The organism is uncultured Algoriphagus sp., from assembly GCF_963974365.1.
Lineage (GTDB): Bacteria > Bacteroidota > Bacteroidia > Cytophagales > Cyclobacteriaceae > Algoriphagus.
Window position 1 is genome coordinate 60,391 of sequence record NZ_CAXBBX010000018.1, and the last position, 25,254, is coordinate 85,644.

The following is a 25,254-nucleotide window of genomic DNA, read 5'->3' on the forward strand; positions in this document are numbered from 1 at the left end:
ATTTCGCAGTATATATAAATGCAATCTGAAGGTATTCGAATAACCTCTTTCCTACTGATATCTTATGGGAAGCATATTTAGTTTGAGTAAAATCAGAAGGAATACAATTAGAATTGTTCCCACTCCAAAGATTAGGTTGAAGGATTTTTGAGCTTTAAATGGAGTTTTAAATAATACTCTAAATGCCAAATACAGCAAATAGCCAATGATTCCCCCTGTCGTATTTGTCATTAAATCTGTGATGTCAAATGCACCTAATTTAAACACATATTGTAACCCTTCGAGTATCAAACTGATCAGGAAAAAGAAAAACAACTTAAACCCAAAAAGTTTGTTTTTAAATAATGCTCCGGCATACATTCCTAAGGGAATAAAAATTACCACATTCATGATGGTCTCCATCATGCTATAATAGCCATTTGCAAAAGGAACCAAATTGAATCTCCGCTCTTCCATATAAGAAAATTGAACTCCAAGCTTTAGCAAAATTATCCATCCCATGACGATCAGATAAATCACAAATAAAGATTTTGTCAGCTTGTCAGAGCTAGTTTGATATTCATCCATTCTGTTTGATTTAAATATACTTCATTCTCGAATTTGCTAAATATTTTCCTCAGGAAATCAGGAATCACCCTTTTTCTAAATCAAAGGCAAAACTTGTTTCAGCGCAGGATTTCTATTTCCAGCTTTCCAAATTGCTGAAAGCTCCGTGAATTGCGGAATCTCCGGAATCTGCATAAATCGAACATTTAATTCATACCCTTCCTTGAGGGAAGTTGGTACGATCGCCACTCCCATCTTATTTTCCACTAATTTGAAAATAGTCAATGCATGGACAGATTTATGTCTAATCCTGGGTGAGAATCCTGCATCTCGACAAATCCCAATGATCTGCTCGTAATATAGATTGCTGTAGTCTGAGGAAAACAGAACGAAAGATTCATCGCGAAATTGATTGACAGAATGAAAATCCTTAGTCTGAATAGGATGATCTTTAGGCACAACCAATGAAAAACTATCCCGCAAAACCACCTTCATTTCCAAATCACTCGGCACAGACGCTAACCTTACGAAACCCAGGTCCAACTTATCTTTCTCTATCATTTCCACTTGAACAGAATTACTCAACTCTTCTAAGCTAGTACTGATCAAGGGTTGATTAGCATTCAGTTTGCCTAGCAAATCCGGTAAAACCTGATTGGATGCCGAACCCAGGAAGCCAATTCTCAATTCTCCGATTTTCCCAGCTGCGATTAACTTCAACTGACTTCTGGTCACCTCCAGATGATTGAGCACAAAATCAACCTCGCCTTTCAGGTAAGTTCCAGCCACCGTCAATGCCACATGCTTCTGATCCCGTTCAAATAATTGAACCTCAAAAATTTCTTCCAACTGCTTGATCTGCCGACTCAATCCAGGTTGCGAAATAAACAAGCGTTCAGCTGCTTTCCGGAAATTCAACTCTTCTGCAACAGCCTTAAAATAATTCAGATGTCTTAACTCCATGATACCTTAAAGGTATCACATATTGACAATATTGATATCAAAACTTATCATTAAGGCATGGTATCTTTGTAGAGGCCCTAGAATATTTACCCAATTAGCAATGAAAACATTCAACTTCGGATTAGATCAACTGACTACCGGCATAGCTTTAAAGCTAGCGAGAAAAGAACTCGAAGGAATTCTCAGCCGTGAAACCAGAGAAAAAGTTCAAGCTTCTTCCCAAGCGGTTGCCAATATTGCTAACCGTGAAAAGGCAGTTTATGGAATCAATACTGGTTTCGGTCCTCTTTGCACCAGTAAAATCTCCGCTGCCGACACCCAGACTTTGCAAGAAAATCTCTTGAAAAGCCATGCTGTTGGCTTAGGTGAACCTGTCCCGATTGAAATCTCCAAATTGATGCTTGTACTTAAACTGCAGGCTTTGGCTCAGGGATTTTCTGGAATTCGATTAGAGACTTTGGATCGAATGATGTGGATGTTGGATAATGAGGTAATTCCGGTTGTTCCCATCCAAGGTTCAGTAGGAGCTTCAGGCGATTTAGCTCCACTTTCTCATTTGTTTTTACCGTTGCTGGGGCTAGGAAAAGTCCATTTCGAAGGTGCAATTATAAAAACTTCAGAACTATTTGAAAAACTTGAGATCAAACCACTTTCCCTTGGTCCAAAAGAAGGTTTGGCACTAATTAACGGCACTCAGTTCATGGCTGCCTATGGTGTAAAAATCGTAGACCGATTGCATAATTTGCTTGTCCATGCTGACATCACTGGAGGGATGATGATTGAGGGTTTGATGGGATCGATCAAACCATTTTCTCCAGAACTGCACCAGCTTAGACCTTTTGCAGGAAATCAGCATGTAGCTAAGACTATCCTGAACCTACTTCATGAATCTGAAATCGTCAATTCACATTTGGATTGTGCTAGAGTTCAAGATCCCTATTCTTTGCGCTGTATGCCGCAAGTTCATGGAGCATCGAGAAATGCCTGGTTACATTTGAAGGATGCCATCGAAACAGAAATCAATTCCGTCACGGATAATCCGGTTGTGTTCAGCGAGGATCACACCATCTCGGGCGGAAGTTTCCATGGTCAGCCCATCGCGTTACCGTTGGATTATGCCTGTCTTGCAGCTTCAGAATTGGGGAATATTTCAGATCGCAGAATATATCTTTCCCTTGAGGGTGACACGCCTGGTGTCCCTAAGTTACTGTTGAAGGAAACGGGATTGAATTCTGGTCTAATGATTCCTCAGTACACTACAGCTGCTTTGGCTTCGGAGAATAAAGGACTTTGCTTTCCTGCTTCAGCCGACAGCATCCCAACTTCCCTTGGTCAAGAAGATCACGTAAGTATGGGTTCAATTGGTGCGAGAAAAGCCCTGCAAGTCATTGGAAACGTGGAGAAAATTCTGGGAATTGAGCTATTTTATGCTGCTCAAGCGATGGATTTCCATGCTCCTTTGAAGTCTGGAAAAGTAATGACTGCCATACACGAGCATGTTCGAAAAAGTATAGCTCCTGTAATCAATGATCGCGTGATGACTGAGGATATGGAAGCGGCGATTGAGATGATTCAAAGTGGCGAATTGATCGAAATCGCGAATGAGGTAGCGAAAGTAGAAGGGTTGCCTTTTGAGACGGAGTGGAGTAACTTATTTAGTATTTAATTAAAAGTCCATGATTAATAGTCTATATCCCATATATATTATCCACCAACCACATTTTTTCATATCCATTTCAAAACTTGTAACATGCACAAATTACTAGGACCAATTACGCAATTACTAACACTTGACAATCTTCCCATAAAAGGGGCTTTGAAAGACGAGCAATTGATGATTCTGGAGAATGCAGGAATTTTAATTGAAGACGAAAAAATTCTTGAAGTTGGGGAATATTCTCATTTACTAGATCAGGCCAAGACAAAAAATGTAGAGCTTATTGAGCTTGACGGTGAGTTTGTGGCCCTTCCAGGATGGATCGACTGTCATACTCATATTTGTTTTGGCGGAACCCGAGCTAGAGATTTTGCAATGAGAAATGCTGGCAAATCTTACCTAGAAATCGCGGAAGCTGGCGGTGGAATTTGGGACACCGTTAGTCAAACCAGAAATCTCAATCAGAAAGAACTGGCTGAAAGGACAGCTTTAAATGCAAATCGACATTTGAGCGAAGGGGTTACGACTATTGAGGTGAAAAGTGGATACGGGCTGAATGTTGCAGAAGAACTCAAAATGCTTCGAGCAATACGAGAAGCAAATTCAGAAACCAAGGCTGATTTAATTTCTACTTGTTTGGCAGCCCATATGAAACCCAGAGATTTTGAGGGAACAAATGAAGAGTATCTGGTAATGATTTCTGAAGAACTATTCCCAATTCTCAAGTCAGAAAATCTAACAAATCGAATCGATTCCTTTATCGAAAAAAGCGCTTTCTCTCCTGATGAGATTGTGAGCTATTACCAAAAAGCAAAAGATTTAGGGTTTGATCTTACTGTTCATGCCGATCAATTCACGACGGGCGGATCTGAAGTAGCAGCAAAATTTGGTGCAAAATCAGCCGATCATCTAGAAGCTTCAGGCAAAAAAGAAATTGATATTCTGGCGAAATCCGAAACGATCGCCGTCGCACTCCCAGGAGCTTCAATTGGCTTGGGTTGCGCATTTACGCCAGCCAGAAAAATTCTTGATCAGGGCGGGTCTTTGGCGATCGGTAGCGATTGGAATCCTGGTTCTGCTCCAATGGGTGATCTGATAACACAGGCTTCCATCTTGGCAACTTTCGAAAAACTCAGCACCGCAGAAGTCCTAGCAGGTTTAACCTTTCGAGCAGCCGCAGCCTTAGGGTTAGAAGATAGAGGAGTTTTGAGAGCTGGTCTTTTAGCTGATTTCAACCTTTTCCCAACTTCAGATTATAGAGAAATCCTTTATCATCAAGGCAAGTTGAAACCAGCGCAAGTCTGGAAAAGAGGAGAAAAGACAGGAGACTTTAGACATTAGATTTTAGATCCAAGAATCAAGACATTAAGTATAAACTTCAGATCATAGAATTACGACAGAGGTTCAAATAAAGCTCGTAAATCGTAATTCAAAAATCGTAAATAGCATGACTCTTAAAGCAGAAATATCCCAAGGCATTCCTTCTCAACTTCCTCCAAGAAAAGTTAGAAATACAAGTTTGAGTCATGCACCAAAACGTAAGGACATACTTTCACCAGAAGAGAAAAAACTAGCCTTGAGGAATGCGCTACGTTATTTCCCAAAAGAATGGCATGCTGAATTAGCTGTTGAATTCTTCGATGAACTGAAAGAATTTGGGAGGATATACATGTATAGATTTCAACCTGAATATGCTATGCATGCGAGGCCGATTCAGGAATATCCTGCGAAATGTCAGCAAGCAGCAGCGATCATGTTGATGATCCAAAACAACTTGGATCCTGCGGTTGCGCAGCATCCAGAGGAATTGATCACTTACGGAGGAAATGGCGCTGTTTTTCAAAACTGGGCACAATACCTTTTGGTGATGAAGTATCTCTCTGAGATGACTGAGGAGCAGACTTTACATATTTACTCTGGCCATCCCATGGGGCTTTTCCCATCTTCTCTAGATGCTCCACGAGTTGTAGTCACTAATGGAATGATGATTCCAAATTATTCCAAACCAGATGATTGGGAGAAATACAATGCTTTGGGCGTGACTCAATATGGACAAATGACGGCTGGTTCATTTATGTACATCGGACCTCAAGGGATAGTGCACGGTACGACTATTACAGTCATGAATGCTTTTCGCAAGAAATTAAAAAATGGAGAAAAACCTGCCGGGAAAATATTTTTGACAGCAGGTCTGGGCGGAATGAGTGGTGCACAACCGAAAGCTGGAAATATTGCTGGCTGCATTACCATCTGCGCAGAAGTAAATCCGGCAGCAGCAAGAAAAAGACATGAGCAAGGATGGGTAGATGAACTCATCGAGAACTTGGATGAGTTAGTTCTTAGAACACAACTTGCTAAACGTAACAAGGAAGTTGTTTCATTGGCTTTCATAGGTAATATCGTCGATGTATGGGAGCGATTTGATACCGAAAATATTTTCATAGAACTGGGCTCTGACCAAACTTCCCTTCACAACCCTTGGGCTGGCGGCTATTATCCAGCTGGGTTATCATTCGAAGAATCCAATCAGCTAATGGCTCAAAACCCTGAGAAATTCAAAGCAAAAGTGCAGGAAACGCTGAGGCGACACGCTCAATCTATCAACAAACATGTGGCAAAAGGAACATACTTTTTCGATTATGGAAATGCCTTTTTGCTGGAAGCTTCCCGGGCTGGAGCTGAGGTAATGGCTGCGAATGGAATTGATTTCAAATATCCCTCCTACGTACAGGATATTTTAGGACCTATGTGTTTCGATTATGGTTTTGGGCCTTTCCGCTGGGTGTGCACATCTGGTAAAGTAGAAGATTTAAGAAAATCAGATCAGATTGCTGCGCAAGTTTTGAAGGAAATCATGCAAAATTCACCAGCGTCTATCCAGCAACAAATGCAGGATAATATAACCTGGATAGAAGAAGCTGAGAAAAATAAATTAGTAGTTGGCTCACAGGCGAGAATCCTTTACGCAGATGCTGAGGGAAGATCAAAAATTGCGAAAGCATTCAACGATGCGATTCTATCGGGAGAAATTTCTGCACCGATTGTGCTAGGCCGAGATCATCATGATGTCAGTGGTACCGATTCACCTTTCCGCGAAACCAGTAATATTTACGACGGCAGCAAGTTTACTGCTGATATGGCAATTCACAATGTGATTGGCGATAGCTTCCGAGGTGCAACTTGGGTTTCGATCCACAATGGCGGCGGAGTAGGCTGGGGAGAAGTGATGAATGGTGGTTTTGGAATGGTGCTGGATGGGAGTAAAGAAGCAGAAAGAAAGCTCCAATCCATGCTTTTTTATGACGTGAATAATGGAATAGCTAGACGCGCTTGGGCGAGAAATTCAGGGTCTTTGGAAGCAATACAGCGAGAAATGGATAGAAGTCCAGAATTGAAAGTGACTATTCCAAATCTCGTGGATGAGGAAATATTTAAGAATTTGTTCTAAAAAACTCTCATTAATTACCCCTCAAAAACATCTTCGAGATCAAGTGAAAACCCAGGAATCACACTTGAGGTTATTTGATCTCCTGAAGTAAAAAGTCGGGAAGGATGGAATTTTCCATCGATTAAAGTATAGATCAAAACTGTACAATCCGTGGGATGAACTACCCAATATTCTCTAACTCCATATTCCGCGTACAGCTCATACTTATTTTGGACCTCCACCCGGCTATTTCCCGGAGATAGAATTTCTACAATCAAGTCTGGAGCACCCCAACAACCCTTTTCGTCCAATTTGCTAAGATCACAAATCACAGAAATATCCGGCTGGACTACCGAGTCTGTTTTTGAAAAATCAGGATCTCTGGATAATCGAACATCGAATGGAGCTGAATATACTTTGCAAGAATGACCTTTTAGAAAATTCCAGAAAAAAGCTGAGAGATTCCCCGACACCTCTTGATGTCTACGATTCGGAGCTGCGGCTTTTGCAAAAATCTTCCCTTTGATCAACTCTACAATTTCTTCAAAATCCCATTTCAAATAATCTGCATAAGTATAAACTGCTCCTTCAGGCTCATTGAAAGCATCCAAATCAATATTTTCTTTCTGGGGAATTCTATATTCTTTCATATGATTATAATTAGTTTTTTAAAGGCCATATGGAATCTCGCAGATTATAATCATCCCAGTGTGTGTCGATTACGACATGCTCAATTTCATGTATTTATAATTTGAATATTATAGACCACATGGAATCTCGCATGGTTTTAATCATCCCAATGGGTGACGTTCTTAGTCATTCCTGTCTGCCTCAGGCAGGCTCGATTTCATAGCTGTATAATTTGATCTCAAATGAACTTTGAATATTACCTAAAAACAGAATACATTGGTTCTGGTATTAAAACTATCAGTGCACGATTTTTAAGTTAGTATAAAAACAAATTCATCACAATATGTTACACCAAAACCCAAACCCGTCACTTTGGTCAGGCAGAAAATCTGAAACAATCGAATATTGGCATCAGGCTACTATTTCTGTCAAAGACCTGAAATTGGACGACACACCAGACACCCCCAAAGTCGGTGTGTTAGGATATGCTGGGGAAGAAGGTGTAAAAAGAAATCAAGGCCGATTGGGAACTGCAGAAGGCCCAAATGCGATCCGGAAAAACCTGGGCACCTTGGCGTTTCACCTACCTGAGCAAAGTAGAATTTTCGATTATGGTGATATCTATACGGAGGACGATGATATGGAGTCCAGCCATGAATTGATTTCGGAAACTGTTTTCAATCTATTGGAAACAAAGCATTTCCCGATTCTTTTGGGAGGTGGACATGATCTGGCTTTGGCACATGGTAGAGGAATATATAAACATCTCGCCTCCAAAAACCAAAAGCTGGGCATCATTAATATGGATGCACACTTTGACCTTCGTCCTACCCTGGACGGCAAAGGACATTCTGGCTCTCCCTTTTTCCAATTAGCTGAAGAAAATCCTGGTTCTTTCCAATATTTATGTTTGGGAGTGCAGCGCTCTGTTAATCCAAAATCACTTTTTAATACTGCGGAAAGAATAGGCGCTAAATGGATGGTAATGGAAGATTTTAGAATGAATAACTGGGAGGTAATTCAAGAAAAAATCCTCTGGTTTCTGGACTCAGTTGACAAAATCTACTTAAGCGTAGATATGGATGGATTCTCTTCAGCGTTTGCTCCAGGAGTTTCGGCACCTTCTCCTATGGGTTTCAGACCTGAGTTTGCGTTTAAAGTTTTTGAGTTACTTGCTTCTTCGAAAAAGCTGATTTCTATGGATGTCGTGGAGTTAAACCCAGCATTTGACCATGATCAGGCTACTTCCAGATTGGCTGCAAGATGCGCTGAATATGTAGCGAGAAAGGTATTGAGGTAAGATCCTTTGAGTTGCATTTCTAGAAAACACTCTAATCCTATTTTCTAATTACCTCGTTATAAAGGAGAATTTCAAAAACTTATATAAATTGATGTTATGGAAAATTCGATTGACAAAGCGCTTCTAAACAAACTTTCAAAATTAGAATCTGATCAACAAGAGCAGGTTCTAATTTTTGTAAATGAACTTCTAGATGCTGAACAAATCCAACAGCGATCAAAAGCTTCTGAAAAATCGATTTATAAGAATGAAGTCAAATCTTTTTCACAGTTTAATGAGGACTTTGAAGCTTGGAAAATCCAGAAGAAAAATTCTCAGTAATAATCTCAAAACCAGCGGAGATAGCCTTTTACCAAATAGTTGAGTATTTCTTTGAGCATTACTCATTTGAAGGGGCTCAGAGAATTGCAGATCAGTTTCGAGATTCTGTCAAATTTTTAGAAACCCTTCCCCATCGGAACCCTCAAGAAAAAGCACTAGAAAATGCTAATTACACTTATAGATTTCTACTTTTCAAAAGAACGAATAGATCAGACATAAAAATCATTTACCGAATCGATGAGGATAAACACAGGGTGTATGTAACTGATTTTTTTCCAACTGAGAAAGATCTCTCGAAGCTAGTGAAGAGGAATAAGTGATTTAGAGCTACTCTTTTCAATTATCTCATAAAAATGTATTTATGAAGTATTCAAAACATGTTTTTTTATCCATTCCCACTTTATTAATTCTATTTTTAAGCTGTGATCAAAAGGAAATTGGAATTGGAATTCAAACTTTCCAAATCTCCGATGAGAACATTGCAGATTTTGATGAGGTGGTCACTTCAATAGAGTTTATTCCGCTGAAAAATAAGTCCGACGAACCGGTAAATTTGAATTGCAGTATTTGGAATCTAAAAGTCACCGAAAACTTTTTGGTTTATACTACCCTTTGCAATCCTGAATCTAAAATCCATCTGTTTGATTTAAATGGAAATTATCTGAAAAGCTTTGCGAGAAGTGGTGATGGACCAGAGGAATATCAAAGCATGCAAGGCGTGGATTTAAATCAGGACACGCTTAGCATTACCGCTGGCGGAGGAATAATTAAGCAATACCATTTCCCCGATTTTGAGTTTATTGGGACAATTAATTTGGATGAGGAGGCAATGTTTATTCCGTACTTCACAAAGATTTCAGCGACCAAGTGGCTGACCTCGCCTATATACAATGGGAAATTGGATGAGAACGGAAAGTATAATCTTTACAAAATCATCGACAGTTCAGACGGTAAATCGTTTGAATTACCTGTCAGCACAACTCCACTGACCTCGGAAATCAGCGAGGGAGAATTCACAAAATTAGGGCAGAGCTATTTGCTGAATTATGCTTTTTCAGACACTTTATTTTTGTTCCAAAATGAAAAATTAACTCCTTATGCCAGCTTGGATTTTGGAGATAGAGCACCATCCGCAGAAGATCTACAGATGGATGGTACCCAGCTAGAAGCTACTATAACCAGCCAACCTTTTGCTTTTAACATGGGTAAAATCTGGCAAACAGACTCCGTGTCTAGACTAAAGACTTTTGCGCTCGCAAAGAACCCTAACATGGATATCGCCAATATGCGCACCTTCCCTATTCATGAAGTATTTATAAATCACAATACAAAAAAAGTGACCGCATTCCCATCGCTGGCCGGCTGGTCAAATGGAAAAGGTGATGCAAAAGATGGATTTTTCTATGACGTACTTAGGACCGATGATTGGCTCTATGCACTCGAAAATGGATCGCTTGGGAAATATGGTGAACAGCTTGAAACAAGGATGAGAGAATTAAAGGATTTCGAAGATCCTATCCTTATTAAATATCAAGTGAAATAGGGATTTATGCATCGCTGTTTAATTATGCCATACTAGCTTCAGAGAATAGAATTTACGGAAACCAACTCTTTCTTACTTTCTGCGATTTCTATAGGATTAATGAGACCCCGCCCCATTCCATCCCATTGTATTTTCATTTGATCGCCAGTTTGCAAACTGATGCCAGCACCAAAACTGAAAGCCCCTGTACCAAAGAAATGTACGTGTCCCTGTAGCGGCTGTCGGTGATCCGAATATTTAAAATGATGGTATTCCAGGTTAGCTAAGCTGTGCGCCATATTTTTCTCTCCTGTCTTTATCACTGCTGACCATAGCTCTTCCTCACCACGCGACACACTTACCTTTCCACTTAAATCCGAAAATTCATCGGTAAGAACAAGTTCTGGACCGATAGAGCAATTGCGCAATTTGGAAGGAGCGAGATAGAGGTAATTCTGCTTTTCCATCACATGATCGGAGAATTCATTACCTGTGGTAAACCCAATTCGTACTGGTTGACCTTTCCTATTTATAATATAAACACCAGCTATTTCCGGTTCTTCACCACCATCGTTTCCAAAAGCAGGAACATCCAATGATTCACCATGTGCTTTAAGAATAGACCCAGTCCCTTTATAAAACCATTCTGGCTGAATACCAATTTGTCCTTCGACAGGCTTCCCACCATCTACTCCCCACTGATAAACCTTCATGCTGTCTGTCAATGCATTTCCTGCTTCGCTCTGATGCATGACATTTCGGTTCATCGCGCTACTGTGGTGTGTCAACCCAGTGCCAGAAACCATACAATTTGAAACTACATCTGGATTGTCAAATGACGGCAATAACCTCCAATCGCTTGTTCCAAAATAAACTTTATCGTAATCCAGCTTTTCATTAGAAAGTTGTTGATCCAAAAGGAGATGAATCGAAACCTCAGAATCCATTGCTTTTAGTGCTAAGTGGTAAATGGAAGTAATTTCATCCACCAAAACCAGAAAAGGTTCTGCAACAACAGCTACTTTTCTTCCTTTTTCGGGGTGGGTTAGCTGTACTAATCGGGTTTTTTCTTTCATTGTTTTTTGGATAAAAATATCATCTCATTTAGTTGTTCAGCGCTTCCCACAAAATCTCTACAGGATGTTTGGCTTTTCTGCCTGTCCCATCAGCGATCTGATGACGGCAGGAGGTTCCAGGAGCTGCAATGATAGTTTCTGCTTCTGCTTTTCTCACCGCTGGAAAGAGCACCAACTCTCCCACTTGCTGAGAAACTTCGTAATGCTCAGCTTCATAGCCAAAGCTTCCTGCCATTCCACAGCATCCGCTTGGGATAGTTTCCACAGAGTAATTTACCGGCAAAGACAGCAACTTCTGCGTCCAAGTCATGGATGAAAGAGCTTTCTGGTGACAATGTCCGTGAAGTTTTATTTTCTGTGTTTTAGTTGTAAACAAATCTGATGTAATGTTTCCTGCAGCGATTTCTTGAGCCAAAAATTCATCGATCAGCTTCACATGAAACTTCAGTTTCTTTGCTCCCTCCACCAATTCTTTCTTAACGATTCGAGGATATTCATCGCGGAAACTTAAGATAGCGGATGGCTCCAAACCGATCAATGGCGTATTTCCATCAATCAGCTTATCAAAAATTGCCACGTTTGCTTCAGCATGCTTCTTAGCTTTTGGGAGCAAACCTTTAGAAAGAGCAGACCTTCCACTTTCCTCATGATCCACAACTTTTACCTCATATCCTAGCTTCTTCAGCAGAGAGATCGCTTTGATTCCTATTTCTGTATCATTATGGTTGGTAAACTCATCCACGAAGAAGTATATGGATTTGATTTGCTTAGCAGCTGCTGGAAGATTGTCATAGTTCCTCTTATACCACTTTCGCAAGCTTACCTTACTGATTTCTGGCAGGTTTCTTTTTGGAGCAACGCCCAAAACAGACTTCATCATGCCACCAGTAAGACTATTGCTCAACATGAAATTTGCCAGACCGCCAGTTTTAGCGCCAAGCTCATTCAACTCGTTGATGTAAGCAAAAGCTTTTGACCGAAGCGGAATACCATTAGCTTTTTGGTATTGATACAGGAATTCAGCTTTCATGCTAGACATGTCCACATTCGAAGGACATTCCGCCGTACAGCCTTTGCAGGAAAGACACAAATCCATCGCTTCTTTGATCTCAGGATGGTTAAAGGCATTTTCCTTTTTGTCCATCGTGAGAAACTCGCGCAAAGTATTGGCCCGACCACGCGTAGTGTCTTTTTCATTTCGAGTAGCCATATAGCTTGGACACATGGTACCTCCTGAGCCAGGGAGTTTGCGACAGTCTCCAGACCCATTACATTTTTCTGCCAAGCGGAGAATCCCTCCAACATTGGAGAAATCCATGATGGTATCATGAGTAGGAGTTTCCATATCCGGCTTATAACGCAGAAATTTATTCATCGGAGCTGCATCCACTATTTTTCCAGGATTGAAAATATTCTGTGGATCCCAGGAGAATTTGATCCTACGGAAAAGTTGGTAGTTTTTTTCACCCACCATCAGCGGAATGAATGCAGCTCGTACTCTACCATCTCCGTGCTCACCGGAAAGTGAACCTTGATACTTTTTTACCAACTCGGCAGAAGCTTTGGAAATCTGGTAAAACTCCTCCACGTCTTTGGACTTTTTCAAATCTAAAATTGGTCGTAAATGAATTTCTCCGGCACCAGCATGCGCATAATAAACAGGCTTTTGCTTAAACCCATCCATCATAGCTCCTACCTCATCAATGTAATTGGCTAGGTCTTCGATATCCACAGCCGTATCTTCAATACATGCTACAGCCTTTGCATCGCCAGGAATATTTGCGAGTAGCCCCAATCCTGCTGAGCGAAGTGCCCAAGCGGTAGAAACCTTCGCCGGCTCAATAATCGGATACGCATAGCCAAGTCCAGTTGCTATCAGGTCGTCCACCAGCATTTTGCCTTTAGCCATAGCTTCCTCCAGCGTTTGGCCGCGGAACTCCACCATCAAAATTGCCTCAGGATCTCCTTCTACGAAATACCGATTCTTGCTGTACTCTATACTCTCTTTCGTACAGTCCAAAATGATTTTATCCATCAACTCAACAGCTGTTGCAGGATGCTTCATGGCTGTCTGGGCTGAAACCATACTTTCGTGGATAGTTGCAAAATGCGCAGCAACGACGATTTCGATTGGTTCTGGAAGTGGATCAAGGCTGATTTTAATCTCAGTTGTAAAAGCCAAAGTCCCCTCAGAACCACTCAAAAGTTTACAGAAATTAAACTTTTCCTCCCCTTCAAAAATCTCAGCTTTCAGTAATTCATCTACTGCATAGCCAGTATTTCTACGATGAATAGATTGTTTAGGGAATTGTGCATGAATCTCTTGTCGAGCTTCTGCATCACTTAATTCCTCCAGAACTTTCCTATAAATATCCCCTTCCAAGGATTGCAGCTTCGTTTTTTCATCAAACTCATCTTTAGAAAGCGCCACAAACTTCACCGGATTTCCATCACTCAAAATCGTATCTAAGGAAATGACCTTATCTCTTGTCACTCCATATACAATAGAGGTTGTACCAGAAGAATTATTCCCCACCATTCCACCAATCATGGCTCGACTGGCCGTGGATGTGATTGGACTAAAGAAAAGACCGTGAGGCTTTAAATAGCGATTGAGCTCGTCACGCACCACTCCGGGCTGCACTCGAACCCAGCCCTCGGCCACGTTCAATTCCAAAATTTTGGTAAAATGTTTCGATACATCCACCACTATTCCATTCCCAACACATTGTCCAGAAAGTGATGTCCCAGCCGTTCTTGGAATCAGAGAAGTGCCATTTTTGGAGGCAAAAAGTATCAGCTTTTTTATATCTGATTCGGATTTTGGAAATGCTACCGCCAAAGGCATCTCTCGATAAACTGAGGCGTCGGTGGCATAAAGGGTCTTCGTTAAAGAATCAACTTGCAAAGTCCCTTCCAGTTGAGTGGAAAGTTCCTGAAGCAAAGGCAATAGGTTAGGTTGGTCTGAACTCATGCTCAAAAATAACCCGATGAGATGGATTTAAAGAAACGTTGGGGAAAAGAATTTGGAAATGTGCAATGTTCAATGGGCAATGCTCAATTATCAAAGCCTTACACAGTTGACAATTTGTAAATTGAATTTGCTCATTGAAAATTGATTATTGATCATTTCCCTCCTTTCTTTGCCTCAAACACTTAAATCAATTCATGTTTTTCTATCTCTCCCAATTCCTGAGCTTTTTGGCAATGCCCTTGACCATTATCAGTTTGTTAATTGTAGTTGGGACTCTATATGTGAAAAAGAAATGGGGCAAAAGAAGCCTTTGGACTGGGATCATCTTGTTGTGGTTTTTCTCCAATCAATTTATCGCAAATCAGGCAATGATGGCATGGGAGCCTGATTTCAAAGACTTCAGTGACATAAAAAACCACGATATTGGCATTGTACTCACAGGTGTAACTAACCTGAGTAAAACTGCATACGATCGAACTTTCTTCAACAAAGGCGCAGATCGGATCACTCATGCCTTGCAACTTTATCGTGAGGGAAAAATCAAGAAAATCCTCATAACAGGCGGACAAGGACTCAATCCTGTCAATCCACAATCAGAAGCTGAGCTTTTACAGCGATTCCTTATCATGACAGGAGTTCCATCTGAGGACGTAATGATCGAGGATAAATCCAAAAACACGCATGAGAATGCACTTTTCACAAAGACATTCTTAGAGCAAAAAGGAATAGATACGAATCAGGAATTCATACTTGTCACCTCAGCTTTTCACATGAAAAGATCCAAAGCTTGCTTCGATAAAGTCGGGTTACAAACATTAGCATTTCCAACAGACTATTACAGTAACGATACAAAATACGATATCCCGACTTTATTTTTCCCTGATCCCTACTCCATCTTCATCTGGCACAAACTGGTAAAGGAATGGATTGGTATAGTTGTCTACAATGCAGTTGGGTACATTTAAGGATTTGGTCTAATTCACCCATGATTAACCCCATTCTTAAAATAATGAGAATTGAAAATTTATGATTTTATTACGTACTTTACGTAACGTGTTTCACGTAACGCTAAACACGTAATAAAACACCAAGTAATCATGAAAGAGCCCTTCAATCCATTCGTAATCAATACTTATCAAGGGAAAGACTATTTCTGTGACAGAGAAATTGATCTAGACATGCTCATTTCTCATATAGAAAATGATAGAAATGTAGTGCTTTATGCATGGAGAAGAATTGGTAAATCAGCTCTAATCCATCGACTTTTTGAAGAATTAGAAACTTTCAAAGGGTTTGAAACTCTCTACATAGACTTGCTAGCTACCCAAAATTTGGAGGAAGCGATACAAGCAATTGCTTCAGCTATTTATGAAAAATACGGTAAAACTACCTCAGGCATCAGTGCAAGCATCCAAAAACTACTTGCTTCTATAGGTGCAACAATTAATTTCAGTGCACTTTCTGGTTTACCGGAAATAACCCTTGGAATGAACAAATCAGAACAACCAAGCCAATCACTCAAGGCCTTGGGAGAATTTTTGCTTTCCCGTAAAAAGAGAATAGTGATAGCTATCGACGAGTTTCAGCAAATCACTGATTACGAAGGAGCAAAAGCGGAAGCTGTTTTTCGAACTTGGGTTCAGCAAATCCCTGAAGTTCGTTTTATCTTCAGCGGTAGTCACCGGACACTGATGGAATCTATGTTTACGGAGAAAAACCGTCCTTTCTATCAAAGTTCACAATTGGAATCGCTTCAACCCATAAAATTGGAAGCCTATACCGAATTTATTTTAAAGCATTTCCAAGCTGCCAAAAAAACCATTGAACCAGATTCAATTGCGAAAATTTACACCTGGAGTCGTGGGCAAACTTACACAGTGCAGCTGGTCTGCAACCATCTTTTTGCCAATTTCAAAAAAGTAACTAATCCAGATGTGGACGTAGTATTTGACCAGATATTGAAGCAGCAGCAGGCGATTTTTGCTAATTTTCAAAAGATGCTGACACGAGCTCAGTGGAATGTCTTTCGGGCAATTGCTAAAGAAGAACCACTGCAAAATCCCCTTAGCAAGGACTTTATCCAAAAGCATAATCTGGGAGCAGCAAGCACAGTGAGTACGGCTTTGAAAGCTTTGGAAAAATTAGAACTGGTTATCAAAGACGAAGGAAGTTACTTGGTACACGAAGTACAGCTGGCAAGATGGATGGCGAGTTTATAGCCTTTTTACTACCGATAACTGCCCCCCCGCTCACATCACACCAAAAGTGTGGTTTTTATCTCATCCCTTAGTGCAGAATCAACCTCGACTTCATCGGCAAATTCATTCCATCTATTTACAACTGATTTTACCTGAGCTATCTTTTCCTCAGGCTTTTTAATATTCATCTTTCTAGCTACTTCCAGAAAATCAGCTTCATCGATCCCTTCCCTTTTACCGTTTACAGTCAAGGACTGTGAACTTACCCAGAGGCTTCCAGGGCGATATGCATAGCAAATATCATAGGCAGGTGACAGTGACCATTTCCCACTTTGATCCATCAGGAAAGCAAAATTCTTGGTATGATCATCACAATTTCTCGCCGATACATTAAATACCATCCGAGTGAACATCTGCTCCGCCTCGGGGTAAGAAAGCCGTAGCATTCGCATAGTTTCAAAAACCTGCTCGTAACTATAAAAACCAACCTGATTGAAGTCAAAATGACGGATGCCACATAAGCTCTGCATGTGGATTTTCTGACCATTATCTATTCTGTCAAATCTCTTCGTCATAAAGTGTGCACGCCCATTCTCCTCCAGCAACCTGCATTCACTCATATCAATCCCAGCTGCTTTAGCCATTAAATAATAGGCCATTTCTACTCTCCCAAAACCCACAGTAGCACCAAATTGAGAATCATGAACTCCGTCAAATTTGATAATCCAGTAAGAAAATCCAGGTGGAGCTTTCACTTGGCCACTTTTTACTTCGCCTGTTTTTGTATTGAATGCTATTACTGCCTTAGCACGCGCTCCACCTGCTGAAGTACCAATTTTGAGAATATCAGAAAGAGCAGATTGCTCCTCACTTGTCAAATTTGATTGGAAATCGGCTCTGTAGTTAAGGATTTTTCCCGCAATATTAACCAAGCTGTCAATTTCCAAAGAGCTTGCTTTCATAGCCTCAGACCGAAAAGAAGGTTTGATTTCCAATGCTCCCACTCCTCGCTTTCCAATAAAACATAGTTGTTCGACAGGATTCAGACTATCGATCGCTCTGCCGTTTTGAATTAGCCAAGCGTTGATCAGTTGATTTCCGTATTTGTCAGGTAACATATCTGCAAGCAAACCTGGCAACCCTTTAAATGTGTCAAAAACATCACCTCGGGATTTTCTGTTTTCAGGGAATTGGTAAATCCTATTTCCTTGACTCAATGGCATTTTGATAGGAGAAATATCCAAACCCGAGGAAAGGAAATTTTGGTCAAACTCAAAACTTCCCAATTGCTCAGATTCATCCCAGAGGATAGCACCGGAAAGCTTATCCCAAATCCATATTTCGGCTGCTACTACCACTCTAAAGGTGGGTCTTCTGCCGCCATACCACTATTCCTTACACGTTGACGCTCATGCTTTTTTTGAAGCTTGATGTAAGTCATTGGACTTATTACAGGCTTTACTTCAAATGACTCTAGCCATTGTAATTGATTAAGAACTCTGAGTACCTGAATCAATGTGATCAAATTCACCTTTTCACCACGCTCCAATAGACTCAGTGTGGATCTACTCACACTAGCCTCGGTCGCCAACTGATCCTGAGACTTGTTTTGCTCCATACGATGATGCTTGACAAAATCTCCTAGCTTTTGCAAAATTGCTAAATCGCTTATTTGATTATAATCCATGACTTAAATATCATTCATTATCTACAAATATATGACTTAATGAGTGATTTATAATACAAAAAACTAAATTAAAATCGAATGATAAATCATTCATTAAATAGATAAAAATGACTTAACGAATGACTTATAACTCAATTCTATGATTTATTGATTAAAAAACAAGTTTCTACTCCACTTCCAATCGTAATTCCACCCTTTTTGGGCAAGAAGAATCGGGTGGTAAGCCAAAGCGGCTTTAGCCGTGGAGGCATTAAAAAACCGTTGATCATCTGTAAGTATGGCTATCTTATCTCCATTTGAATCACCTGAAATCAAATCCATTACTACTGAGAGAACATCAGCTGAATAAGAATTACCACTCTTCAGAAGTCTATTTTTCAAGCTCCAATCAATTTCATAACCCTTTGAAATCGGCTCAGAAGCAGAAATTGAAGCATTTTCACTCTGAGCACGAGCAAAAGCCAAAAACTCCCGAAGTAAGACTAAACCTGGATTTTTAAGTTGGCTAGGACGAAAATCAGCTGAATCAATACTCGAAATAACATGCATTTTTTTCCTAGCGCGGGTGATAGCCACATTCAATCTATTTTCAGCTCCAGACTTTCCAAGTAACCCAAAGTTTGTCACCAACTTCCCTTCAGGATTTGGAGCATAGCCTAAGGATAAAATCACCTGATCAAACTCATCACCCTGTACATTTTCAATGTTTCGAACCTTGATTCCAGTATTTTGAAAACCAGCTTTCCAGAGCTTTTCCCGAATCAATTCCATCTGAAAATAATTTCCCGTTACAATCCCAATAGTATCTTCAGGATAAGAACCAACAATTGACTCCACCTTCAAAACCACAGCATCAGCCTCCATCTTATTCACCTGGTTTACCCAGATTCCCTCCACTTTTTCCCAAGAGAAAGCAGGTTTTCCAGCCATTGAAGTTGCATAATCCGGCAAGGTTTCCAGTTGATTTTCGTAGAAATGACTATTGGAAAAATGTATCAATGCAGGATCTGAAGAGCGGTAATGCCCTTTGAGTTGATGCTTTTTAAAGAAATTTCCAGCCAATTCCAGTAAAGATTCTGCTTCGTATTCCAACCCTTCTTCGTCAGACTCCCATTTCACCTGATAAAAATCAGAAGGTCTCAGCTGCTTGGAATCTCCGGCAATCACCACCTGCTTACCACGAAGCATAGCAGGCAAACCTCGCTCAACTTGACACTGAGAAGCCTCATCAAAAATCACCAAATCAAACTCCTGATTTAAAGGAAACAAAGCTGAAACAGTCTCTGGGCTCGCAAACCAACAAGGTAACAAACGAAAAACCTCCTTTCCCATTTCTTCTACCAGTTTCCGAATCGGCCAGCGCTGCCTCTTTTTACTTACCTGATGAAGCAAATCCCGATAAGTCAGTCGATTTCCTAAGCGGTTAAACTCCAAGTCAGAAGTAACTTGTTCTCGAAGTCTTAGCAAGGCAATGTGTCTAGCAATCTTCCTTTTTTCAAGAATTGAATCTTTCAATTCAGCCAACTCATGGGCCATTTTGAGACTTCCAGCATCTGCCAAAACAGGATTCTTCACCTCTAATTGAGCTATCCAAGCCAAATACCAAGAATTCCAAAACACCAAAACCTGCTCACTTAAATTCAAGTCGATAAAATGAGTTTCAAGCTTTTTTGCAAGTGCAAGAGTAACTGAGTCAGAGCTTTCCAAAAACCTATCAAAAGCAACTAACTCAGAAAATGTCTGATTAATCTGGATCTCAAACTTATCTGTAGGGAAGTCATTTTTAAGAATTTCCAAAATTTGTTCAGCCCTCAAATATGCCCTCCAATTAGTAGAATTGAACTGAAGCGATTTAGAGAATTCATCTAGTTTTTTGAGCAGCTGCATAAAGTCATCAGAATTCCAATTTGCCACTGAATGAACTTCTGGCTGACTTTTCCATAATTCCACCCAATCCAATATTGGGTTTATCAATTCAATCCCATTCTTCAACCCTTCAATTGAAAGCTCATTACTATTCAAACCTTCAATTATCGGAAGCTCTGAAAGTTCAATTTTCAAGGATTTGAGTGTATCTAATTCAGCTTGAATATTAGATACAGATGCTTCATTAAAGCTTAGATTGGCTTTCTTCAGAATATCAAAAGTCAGTGGGGACTTACTTTTACTCAAGTTCACCTGAATTTTCCCAAACCATGAATTTGCTTTGGGTTGTATCGAATTTAATTCATTTTCTAAAGCAGAAATAGTCTCATTGCTTGCAGATATCCCAAATGAAAGCTGTTGTAACTTATTGATAGCCTCACCATTACAATCCCTTACGATAGTCAGATCCTTTAAAATAGCAGGATCGAAAACAGCTGAAACACCTAAATCAGGCTTTTCCAATTGTTTTAATGAAGCATGCAACCGTTCTACCTTTTTGTAGAAATCACCATCCGAAAGTATAAGCTGGGAAAGCTTATCAAAGTCAAAATCATTGTTCAGGTGAATAGTCTTTTCTCTAAATCCTGAAATCTCTTTCAGAATCTGATAGATCCTAGGGAAAACGGAGGGCTCAAAATGGGCAAAAGAAACTCTGTTTTCCCAAAACGAGCCAGCAAATTGAGCTTTATATAAATGCTGAATTTTATAATTCTTTTCAAAATCCAGAGCTGACTGATATTCCAACTTAAGTAAATCTGAATGTTCAAAAAATGGCTTTTTTAAATCAGCATTCAAATACATTGCCTTTACTGGAATGCCAGCCGCAGCGGTATCAAAAAGTGCAGATCTAAACCTCTCAAACTTATCCGAAAGCCTAGAAATCGTCTTGGAATACTGCGAAATTTCACGCTCAAGTTGTATAGAATCAATCCCTCGATTTTGCTCCTGATAAGCCTCTATAGATTCAATTTGAGCTTTTATCTTCTGAAAGAGAACTTTTTGATCTGCCCGAAAATCATGAACCAACCCTAGGAAATCACCAAAACCTGCTTTCGATAATCTCTCAAACACCACATCCAAGGCAGCTCTTTTTTGGGAAACCACCAGTACTTTTTTCCCTCTAGAGCAATAGTCTGAAACCAGATTTGCAATCAATTGAGACTTGCCCGTACCGGGCGGACCTTCAACAACAAGACTTTTGCCTTGCCGAACTTTCACTAAAACATTTTCCTGAGAAGCATCCAGTGGAAATACAGGAAAAAGCTGGTCTTCTCTAGGAATGAGCTGACTTTCATCGTTTGCAAAAAAATGAGTAAATAACTCTTCCAGACTTAACTCGCCAAAAGCCTTTTCCAACTTTTCGTAATCAGTGAAAAGAAAACTTCCTTTTTGAGCAAATAACCCTAACAAAGCATAGCTTTTCAAGGCAATCTTTCCATCCTGAAATTGAGTAGAATCCAGGCTAAGTTGGGAAACTGGAAATGGAGCCAACTGGTCTTCAAACAGCGATGAACTCAGTTGAATCGAGAAATGATCATTAAGAATCTTTGAAAACCCAGTTCGAAACTCGGTAGAATCCGTTGACAATTCCTGCAATTCTTGATTCAACGAATCTGCCTCTAATACTTTTCCATACGCATGGCTATAAGCCAAAAGAAATGCGGGATTCCATTGCCAATCGTCAGTTTTTGAGAGAATCCATTTCCCATTTTCAAGTTGCAACTTTACTCCCAAAAGCAATATTGGCGCACGCAAGACCTGACCATTAATAAGCTTCCCTTCGACAAATGGCCACCCAAGAAAAAGTGATTGCTCACCAGTCTCTTCTTGTGTCAATTGATCACGAAAAGAAAGTCTGGATAATGCTTTTGAAAGCGTATTTACACCCGCGAGTCGCGGATCAGATTCAGGAATTAATGTGATGGGTTTCTTTGATGAAATAGACTTCCTGATAATTTCGAAGCTATTTTCACCATTTAAAAAATCTAAATCCTTCAGATCTACGACTCCAAAACCTTCTGACTTGGATAAATAAAGCGACCTGTTTTTGGAAGACAGGTCAACAAGACGATTTCGGTAAGTCTGAAAGATCGATTCAGGCATTTAATGGAAAGGTGAATCTTTTTCCTTTTTCAATTGATTATACACGATGTAATCCAACCTTCCTGGCACCCATTTATTCAAAAACTTTAACCACCATCCTTGGGCCGTCAGGGTCAGATCACGCTTTCTCTTTAAAGTGGCTCTTAGTATTTTCTCTGCTACTTCCTTCGAACTCATCATTTTTGATTCATCTCTAGGCGATTCTCCCTGTAAAGATCCATGCGCATCCAATGCATTTTTGCGAATATTGGAAGCAGTAAAACCCGGACAAGCCACCAGTACATGAACTCCTTTTTTCATTACTTCCGTTCTCAGAGATTCAAAAAACCCATTCATTGCGTACTTACTTGCTGTATAGGCAGTCCGAGCGGGTGTACCGCGAAAGCCATTAACAGAAGAAATGCCAATTACAGAGCCCTTGTGTTCAAGAATTGAAGGCAAGCAAAACTTAGTCGCATATACTGCTCCCCAAAAATTAGTATTCATAACCTTATGAAAAACCTCGAAGTCTAGATTTTCGAATAATGCTCTCATAGTTATTCCTGCATTATTGATCAAAATATCTATTTTACCAAACCTAGCTAAGACAGCTTTAGCCATTCGCTCATTGTCTTCAAGAATGGCAGCATCAGCAGAGATCGCCAATACTTCTATTCCTTCCGCTTCCAATTTGGTTTTAACAGAATCCAATTTATCCTGATTTCTGCCTGTAATCACGATTTTGGCCCCTGCCTTGCCAAATTCATGTGCACAGGATTCTCCTATTCCTGAGGAAGCTCCTGTGATGATTACAACTTTATCCTTAAGACTATCTTTTTTCATTAATGATTCAAAGGTACTGAATTTGTGATTTGTAATTTCGATCTTTAGAAAGGCGCGACAAGGCTTTCTACAAAAGTCCCATCAAAGCTTGAGCCGATTTACCTCGAACTTTTCACTAACCAAGAAATCAATTTTAAAGTTTTGCATTGGACTGGTTTTTATAGTAGAAGAATTTATATAAACGATACTAATTCATACTTAGACTTGAGATTCCCTATTACGGTCAAATTTCCCTAATTTTGCGCCCATGTCGCGAAAAATGAAAAATAAAGTGATTACCAACCTGCTTATCGAGCGCATTGCCTCGGAAGGAAAATGCTTGGGACATCATGAGGAAAAAGTGGTTTTTGTAACGGGAGTTGCTCCTGGAGATGTGGTAGATGTAAGAATCACCAAAGGGAAAAGCTCTTTCATGGAAGGAGAACCAGTCAACTTCCACGAGTATTCCAAAGAACGCATAGATCCTTTTTGCTCTCACTTCGGCACTTGCGGCGGCTGCAAATGGCAACATATTAATTATGACTTGCAAAAAACCTACAAGCGTCAGCAGGTTTTAGATCAGTTTCAGCGCATAGCCAAAGTGGAAATCCCTGAAGTTTGGCCTACGCTAGGTTCAGAAAAAACCAAATACTACAGAAATAAACTTGACTTTACCTTCTCCAACAAGAAGTGGTTGACGATCGAGCAGATCCAATCAGGAGAAGATTTTGACAGAAATGCGCTGGGTTTCCATATCCCAAAAATGTTTGACAAGATAGTCGATGTAGATCACTGCTACCTACAGGGAAACATCTCCAACGATGTCAGAAATGACCTGAGAACTTTTGCACTGGCGAATGGGCTAACCTTCTATGACATCAGAAGTCAAGTGGGCCTACTTCGAAATCTGATCATCCGAACAACCAGTACTGATCAATCCATGGTGATCGTGCAATTCGGCGAAGATGATGCTGATGGAATCCAAAAGGTGATGGAATTCCTTCATGAGAAATTCCCTCAAATCACTTCCTTATTGTACGTGATTAACACCAAAGGAAATGAGACTTTCCATGATTTGGATTTGGTGACTTTCGCAGGAAATGACTTTATCGAAGAAGAAATGGAAGGATTGAAATTCCGAATAGGACCAAAATCTTTCTACCAGACAAACTCCGAGCAGGCCTATGAACTGTACAAAGTCGCCCGCGATTTCGCAGACTTAAAAGGTGATGAAGTAGTATATGATCTTTACACAGGAACTGGCACCATCGCCAATTTCGTAGCGAAAAAAGCTAAGCAAGTAATAGGAATCGAGTATGTGCCAGCTGCTATCGAAGATGCTAAAATCAATTCCCAGATCAATGGAATTGAAAACACGTTATTCTACGCTGGTGACATGAAAGACATGCTGAATGAGGATTTTATCGCAAATCATGCCGCGCCGGATCTGATCATAACCGATCCTCCTCGCGCAGGAATGGACGAGAAAGTCGTACAGATGCTTTTGAGATTGAATGCGCCGAAGATTGTGTATGTATCGTGCAATCCTGCCACTCAGGCCAGAGATGTAGCACTTTTGGGAGAAAAATACAAAGTGGAAAAAATCCAGCCGGTGGATATGTTTCCGCAGACCTATCACGTAGAAAATGTCGTACTCTTAACTCGAAAATCATGATATCAGATTTCAACGATCCAGAATTAAGTGGAAAATACTTAGGAACAATTACCGCTGATTTCATAAAAATATCGGATGCTTTGAAAGAGGCTTCCTACCAGATCAGAACTCGAAAATTCTCCGATTACCCGATTTTCCCAATATCTAAAGAGATGCAGCCTATCGGTAAAATCTTTGTGGGAAAAGAAGAAAAAGGTTTGGATTGGAATTACTTCATGACCTATGTGGACGAATTTGTTCAACGCAAATTAATCGCTGAAGAATCTCTTCCAGACTTCGAAAAAGCTTATAAAGATCCAGACGAATTCTGCTGCTTGTTTGTGATGGATGGAGCTTTTACAAGTTTTGTGTATATACCTTATCCGAACGATTAAATTCAGATTTTAACAACAAAAAAGAGGCTGTCTCATATTGATTTTCATAATTTAAAATAGCCTTTTCTATTCAA

The 25,254-nt window shown here is 40.1% G+C and carries 19 protein-coding genes; 10 read left to right on the plus strand and 9 right to left on the minus strand.

Features of this window, described 5'->3' with window-relative positions:
* Positions 1-51: 51 nt before the first annotated feature.
* The gene (locus AACZ87_RS20430; protein WP_339869934.1) at positions 52-567 is read right to left on the minus strand and encodes a VanZ family protein; all 516 of its coding nucleotides are present in this window, start codon (positions 565-567) and stop codon (positions 52-54) included.
* Between the two features lie 75 nt (positions 568-642).
* On the minus strand, positions 643-1,509 hold the full coding sequence (locus AACZ87_RS20435; RefSeq protein WP_339869935.1) for a LysR family transcriptional regulator: 867 nt from the start codon (positions 1,507-1,509) through the stop codon (positions 643-645).
* A gap of 100 nt (positions 1,510-1,609) precedes the next feature.
* On the opposite strand from AACZ87_RS20435, the gene hutH reads away from it, so the two are divergent.
* From hutH to AACZ87_RS20450, 3 genes are all read left to right on the plus strand, one after another.
* Positions 1,610-3,175, plus strand: a complete 1,566-nt coding sequence (gene hutH, locus AACZ87_RS20440; protein ID WP_339869936.1) for a histidine ammonia-lyase — start codon at positions 1,610-1,612, stop codon at positions 3,173-3,175.
* Positions 3,176-3,259: 84 nt separating this feature from the next.
* Complete coding sequence (gene hutI, locus AACZ87_RS20445) at positions 3,260-4,507, plus strand: imidazolonepropionase (protein ID WP_339869937.1); 1,248 nt, start codon at positions 3,260-3,262, stop codon at positions 4,505-4,507.
* A gap of 106 nt (positions 4,508-4,613) precedes the next feature.
* Entirely contained in the window at positions 4,614-6,614 is a 2,001-nt protein-coding gene (locus AACZ87_RS20450) for a urocanate hydratase (protein ID WP_339869938.1), read from the plus strand.
* Positions 6,615-6,628: 14 nt separating this feature from the next.
* Here AACZ87_RS20450 and AACZ87_RS20455 read toward each other — a convergent pair whose 3' ends face one another.
* The gene (locus tag AACZ87_RS20455; protein WP_339869939.1) at positions 6,629-7,243 is read right to left on the minus strand and encodes a Uma2 family endonuclease; all 615 of its coding nucleotides are present in this window, start codon (positions 7,241-7,243) and stop codon (positions 6,629-6,631) included.
* 323 nt (positions 7,244-7,566) lie between these two features.
* Between AACZ87_RS20455 and hutG the strand changes: the two genes are divergently transcribed.
* From hutG to AACZ87_RS20470, 3 genes are all read left to right on the plus strand, one after another.
* Positions 7,567-8,523: a formimidoylglutamase gene (gene hutG, locus AACZ87_RS20460; RefSeq protein WP_339869940.1), complete on the plus strand. Its 957-nt coding sequence runs from the start codon at positions 7,567-7,569 to the stop codon at positions 8,521-8,523.
* A gap of 96 nt (positions 8,524-8,619) precedes the next feature.
* Positions 8,620-8,844, plus strand: a complete 225-nt coding sequence (locus AACZ87_RS20465; RefSeq protein WP_339869941.1) for a hypothetical protein — start codon at positions 8,620-8,622, stop codon at positions 8,842-8,844.
* Positions 8,845-9,205: 361 nt separating this feature from the next.
* Complete coding sequence (locus AACZ87_RS20470) at positions 9,206-10,387, plus strand: 6-bladed beta-propeller (protein WP_339869942.1); 1,182 nt, start codon at positions 9,206-9,208, stop codon at positions 10,385-10,387.
* Between the two features lie 38 nt (positions 10,388-10,425).
* Here AACZ87_RS20470 and araD1 read toward each other — a convergent pair whose 3' ends face one another.
* Positions 10,426-11,442, minus strand: a complete 1,017-nt coding sequence (gene araD1 / locus AACZ87_RS20475) for an AraD1 family protein (RefSeq protein ID WP_339869943.1) — start codon at positions 11,440-11,442, stop codon at positions 10,426-10,428.
* Positions 11,443-11,470: 28 nt separating this feature from the next.
* Complete coding sequence (locus tag AACZ87_RS20480) at positions 11,471-14,416, minus strand: FAD-linked oxidase C-terminal domain-containing protein (RefSeq protein WP_339869944.1); 2,946 nt, start codon at positions 14,414-14,416, stop codon at positions 11,471-11,473.
* Between the two features lie 194 nt (positions 14,417-14,610).
* Here AACZ87_RS20480 and AACZ87_RS20485 point away from each other — a divergent pair, with 194 nt between their 5' ends.
* Both AACZ87_RS20485 and AACZ87_RS20490 read left to right on the plus strand, forming a co-directional pair.
* Positions 14,611-15,381, plus strand: coding sequence for a YdcF family protein (locus AACZ87_RS20485; protein ID WP_339869945.1), 771 nt, complete (start codon positions 14,611-14,613; stop codon positions 15,379-15,381).
* A gap of 132 nt (positions 15,382-15,513) precedes the next feature.
* Complete coding sequence (locus AACZ87_RS20490) at positions 15,514-16,635, plus strand: ATP-binding protein (protein WP_339869946.1); 1,122 nt, start codon at positions 15,514-15,516, stop codon at positions 16,633-16,635.
* Between the two features lie 35 nt (positions 16,636-16,670).
* Here AACZ87_RS20490 and AACZ87_RS20495 read toward each other — a convergent pair whose 3' ends face one another.
* From AACZ87_RS20495 to AACZ87_RS20510, 4 genes are all read right to left on the minus strand, one after another.
* Entirely contained in the window at positions 16,671-17,972 is a 1,302-nt protein-coding gene (locus tag AACZ87_RS20495) for a type II toxin-antitoxin system HipA family toxin (protein ID WP_339869947.1), read from the minus strand.
* The gene (locus AACZ87_RS20500) at positions 17,966-18,301 is read right to left on the minus strand and encodes a helix-turn-helix transcriptional regulator (protein WP_339869948.1); all 336 of its coding nucleotides are present in this window, start codon (positions 18,299-18,301) and stop codon (positions 17,966-17,968) included. Before AACZ87_RS20500 ends, AACZ87_RS20495 begins: the two co-directional genes overlap by 7 nt.
* A 144-nt stretch (positions 18,302-18,445) precedes the next feature.
* The gene (locus tag AACZ87_RS20505) at positions 18,446-22,330 is read right to left on the minus strand and encodes an AAA domain-containing protein (RefSeq protein WP_339869949.1); all 3,885 of its coding nucleotides are present in this window, start codon (positions 22,328-22,330) and stop codon (positions 18,446-18,448) included.
* Positions 22,331-23,152 carry an SDR family oxidoreductase gene (locus AACZ87_RS20510; protein ID WP_339869950.1) on the minus strand — a complete coding sequence of 274 codons (822 nt, stop codon included), beginning with the start codon at positions 23,150-23,152 and terminating at the stop codon, positions 22,331-22,333.
* A gap of 247 nt (positions 23,153-23,399) precedes the next feature.
* On the opposite strand from AACZ87_RS20510, the gene rlmD reads away from it, so the two are divergent.
* Together rlmD and AACZ87_RS20520 are read left to right on the plus strand one after the other, a co-directional pair.
* A complete protein-coding gene (gene rlmD / locus AACZ87_RS20515) occupies positions 23,400-24,806 on the plus strand; it encodes a 23S rRNA (uracil(1939)-C(5))-methyltransferase RlmD (RefSeq protein ID WP_339869951.1) in 1,407 nt (468 codons plus the stop codon).
* Positions 24,803-25,180: a hypothetical protein gene (locus tag AACZ87_RS20520; protein ID WP_339869952.1), complete on the plus strand. Its 378-nt coding sequence runs from the start codon at positions 24,803-24,805 to the stop codon at positions 25,178-25,180. Before rlmD ends, AACZ87_RS20520 begins: the two co-directional genes overlap by 4 nt.
* Positions 25,181-25,254 lie beyond the last annotated feature (74 nt).

Bases quoted from the DNA above. Each gene is read 5' to 3' on its own strand.
- AACZ87_RS20430 (WP_339869934.1), bottom strand. From the start codon at position 567: ATGGATGAATATCAAACTAGCTCTGACAAGCTGACAAAATCTTTATTT.
- rlmD (WP_339869951.1), top strand. From the start codon at position 23,400: ATGTCGCGAAAAATGAAAAATAAAGTGATTACCAACCTGCTTATCGAG.
- AACZ87_RS20490 (WP_339869946.1), top strand. From the start codon at position 15,514: ATGAAAGAGCCCTTCAATCCATTCGTAATCAATACTTATCAAGGGAAA.
- AACZ87_RS20470 (WP_339869942.1), top strand. From the start codon at position 9,206: ATGAAGTATTCAAAACATGTTTTTTTATCCATTCCCACTTTATTAATT.
- AACZ87_RS20505 (WP_339869949.1), bottom strand. From the start codon at position 22,330: ATGCCTGAATCGATCTTTCAGACTTACCGAAATCGTCTTGTTGACCTG.
- hutH (WP_339869936.1), top strand. From the start codon at position 1,610: ATGAAAACATTCAACTTCGGATTAGATCAACTGACTACCGGCATAGCT.
- AACZ87_RS20500 (WP_339869948.1), bottom strand. From the start codon at position 18,301: ATGGATTATAATCAAATAAGCGATTTAGCAATTTTGCAAAAGCTAGGA.
- AACZ87_RS20520 (WP_339869952.1), top strand. From the start codon at position 24,803: ATGATATCAGATTTCAACGATCCAGAATTAAGTGGAAAATACTTAGGA.
- araD1 (WP_339869943.1), bottom strand. From the start codon at position 11,442: ATGAAAGAAAAAACCCGATTAGTACAGCTAACCCACCCCGAAAAAGGA.
- AACZ87_RS20480 (WP_339869944.1), bottom strand. From the start codon at position 14,416: ATGAGTTCAGACCAACCTAACCTATTGCCTTTGCTTCAGGAACTTTCC.
- AACZ87_RS20465 (WP_339869941.1), top strand. From the start codon at position 8,620: ATGGAAAATTCGATTGACAAAGCGCTTCTAAACAAACTTTCAAAATTA.
- hutG (WP_339869940.1), top strand. From the start codon at position 7,567: ATGTTACACCAAAACCCAAACCCGTCACTTTGGTCAGGCAGAAAATCT.
- AACZ87_RS20450 (WP_339869938.1), top strand. From the start codon at position 4,614: ATGACTCTTAAAGCAGAAATATCCCAAGGCATTCCTTCTCAACTTCCT.
- AACZ87_RS20510 (WP_339869950.1), bottom strand. From the start codon at position 23,152: ATGAAAAAAGATAGTCTTAAGGATAAAGTTGTAATCATCACAGGAGCT.
- AACZ87_RS20435 (WP_339869935.1), bottom strand. From the start codon at position 1,509: ATGGAGTTAAGACATCTGAATTATTTTAAGGCTGTTGCAGAAGAGTTG.
- AACZ87_RS20485 (WP_339869945.1), top strand. From the start codon at position 14,611: ATGTTTTTCTATCTCTCCCAATTCCTGAGCTTTTTGGCAATGCCCTTG.
- AACZ87_RS20455 (WP_339869939.1), bottom strand. From the start codon at position 7,243: ATGAAAGAATATAGAATTCCCCAGAAAGAAAATATTGATTTGGATGCT.
- hutI (WP_339869937.1), top strand. From the start codon at position 3,260: ATGCACAAATTACTAGGACCAATTACGCAATTACTAACACTTGACAAT.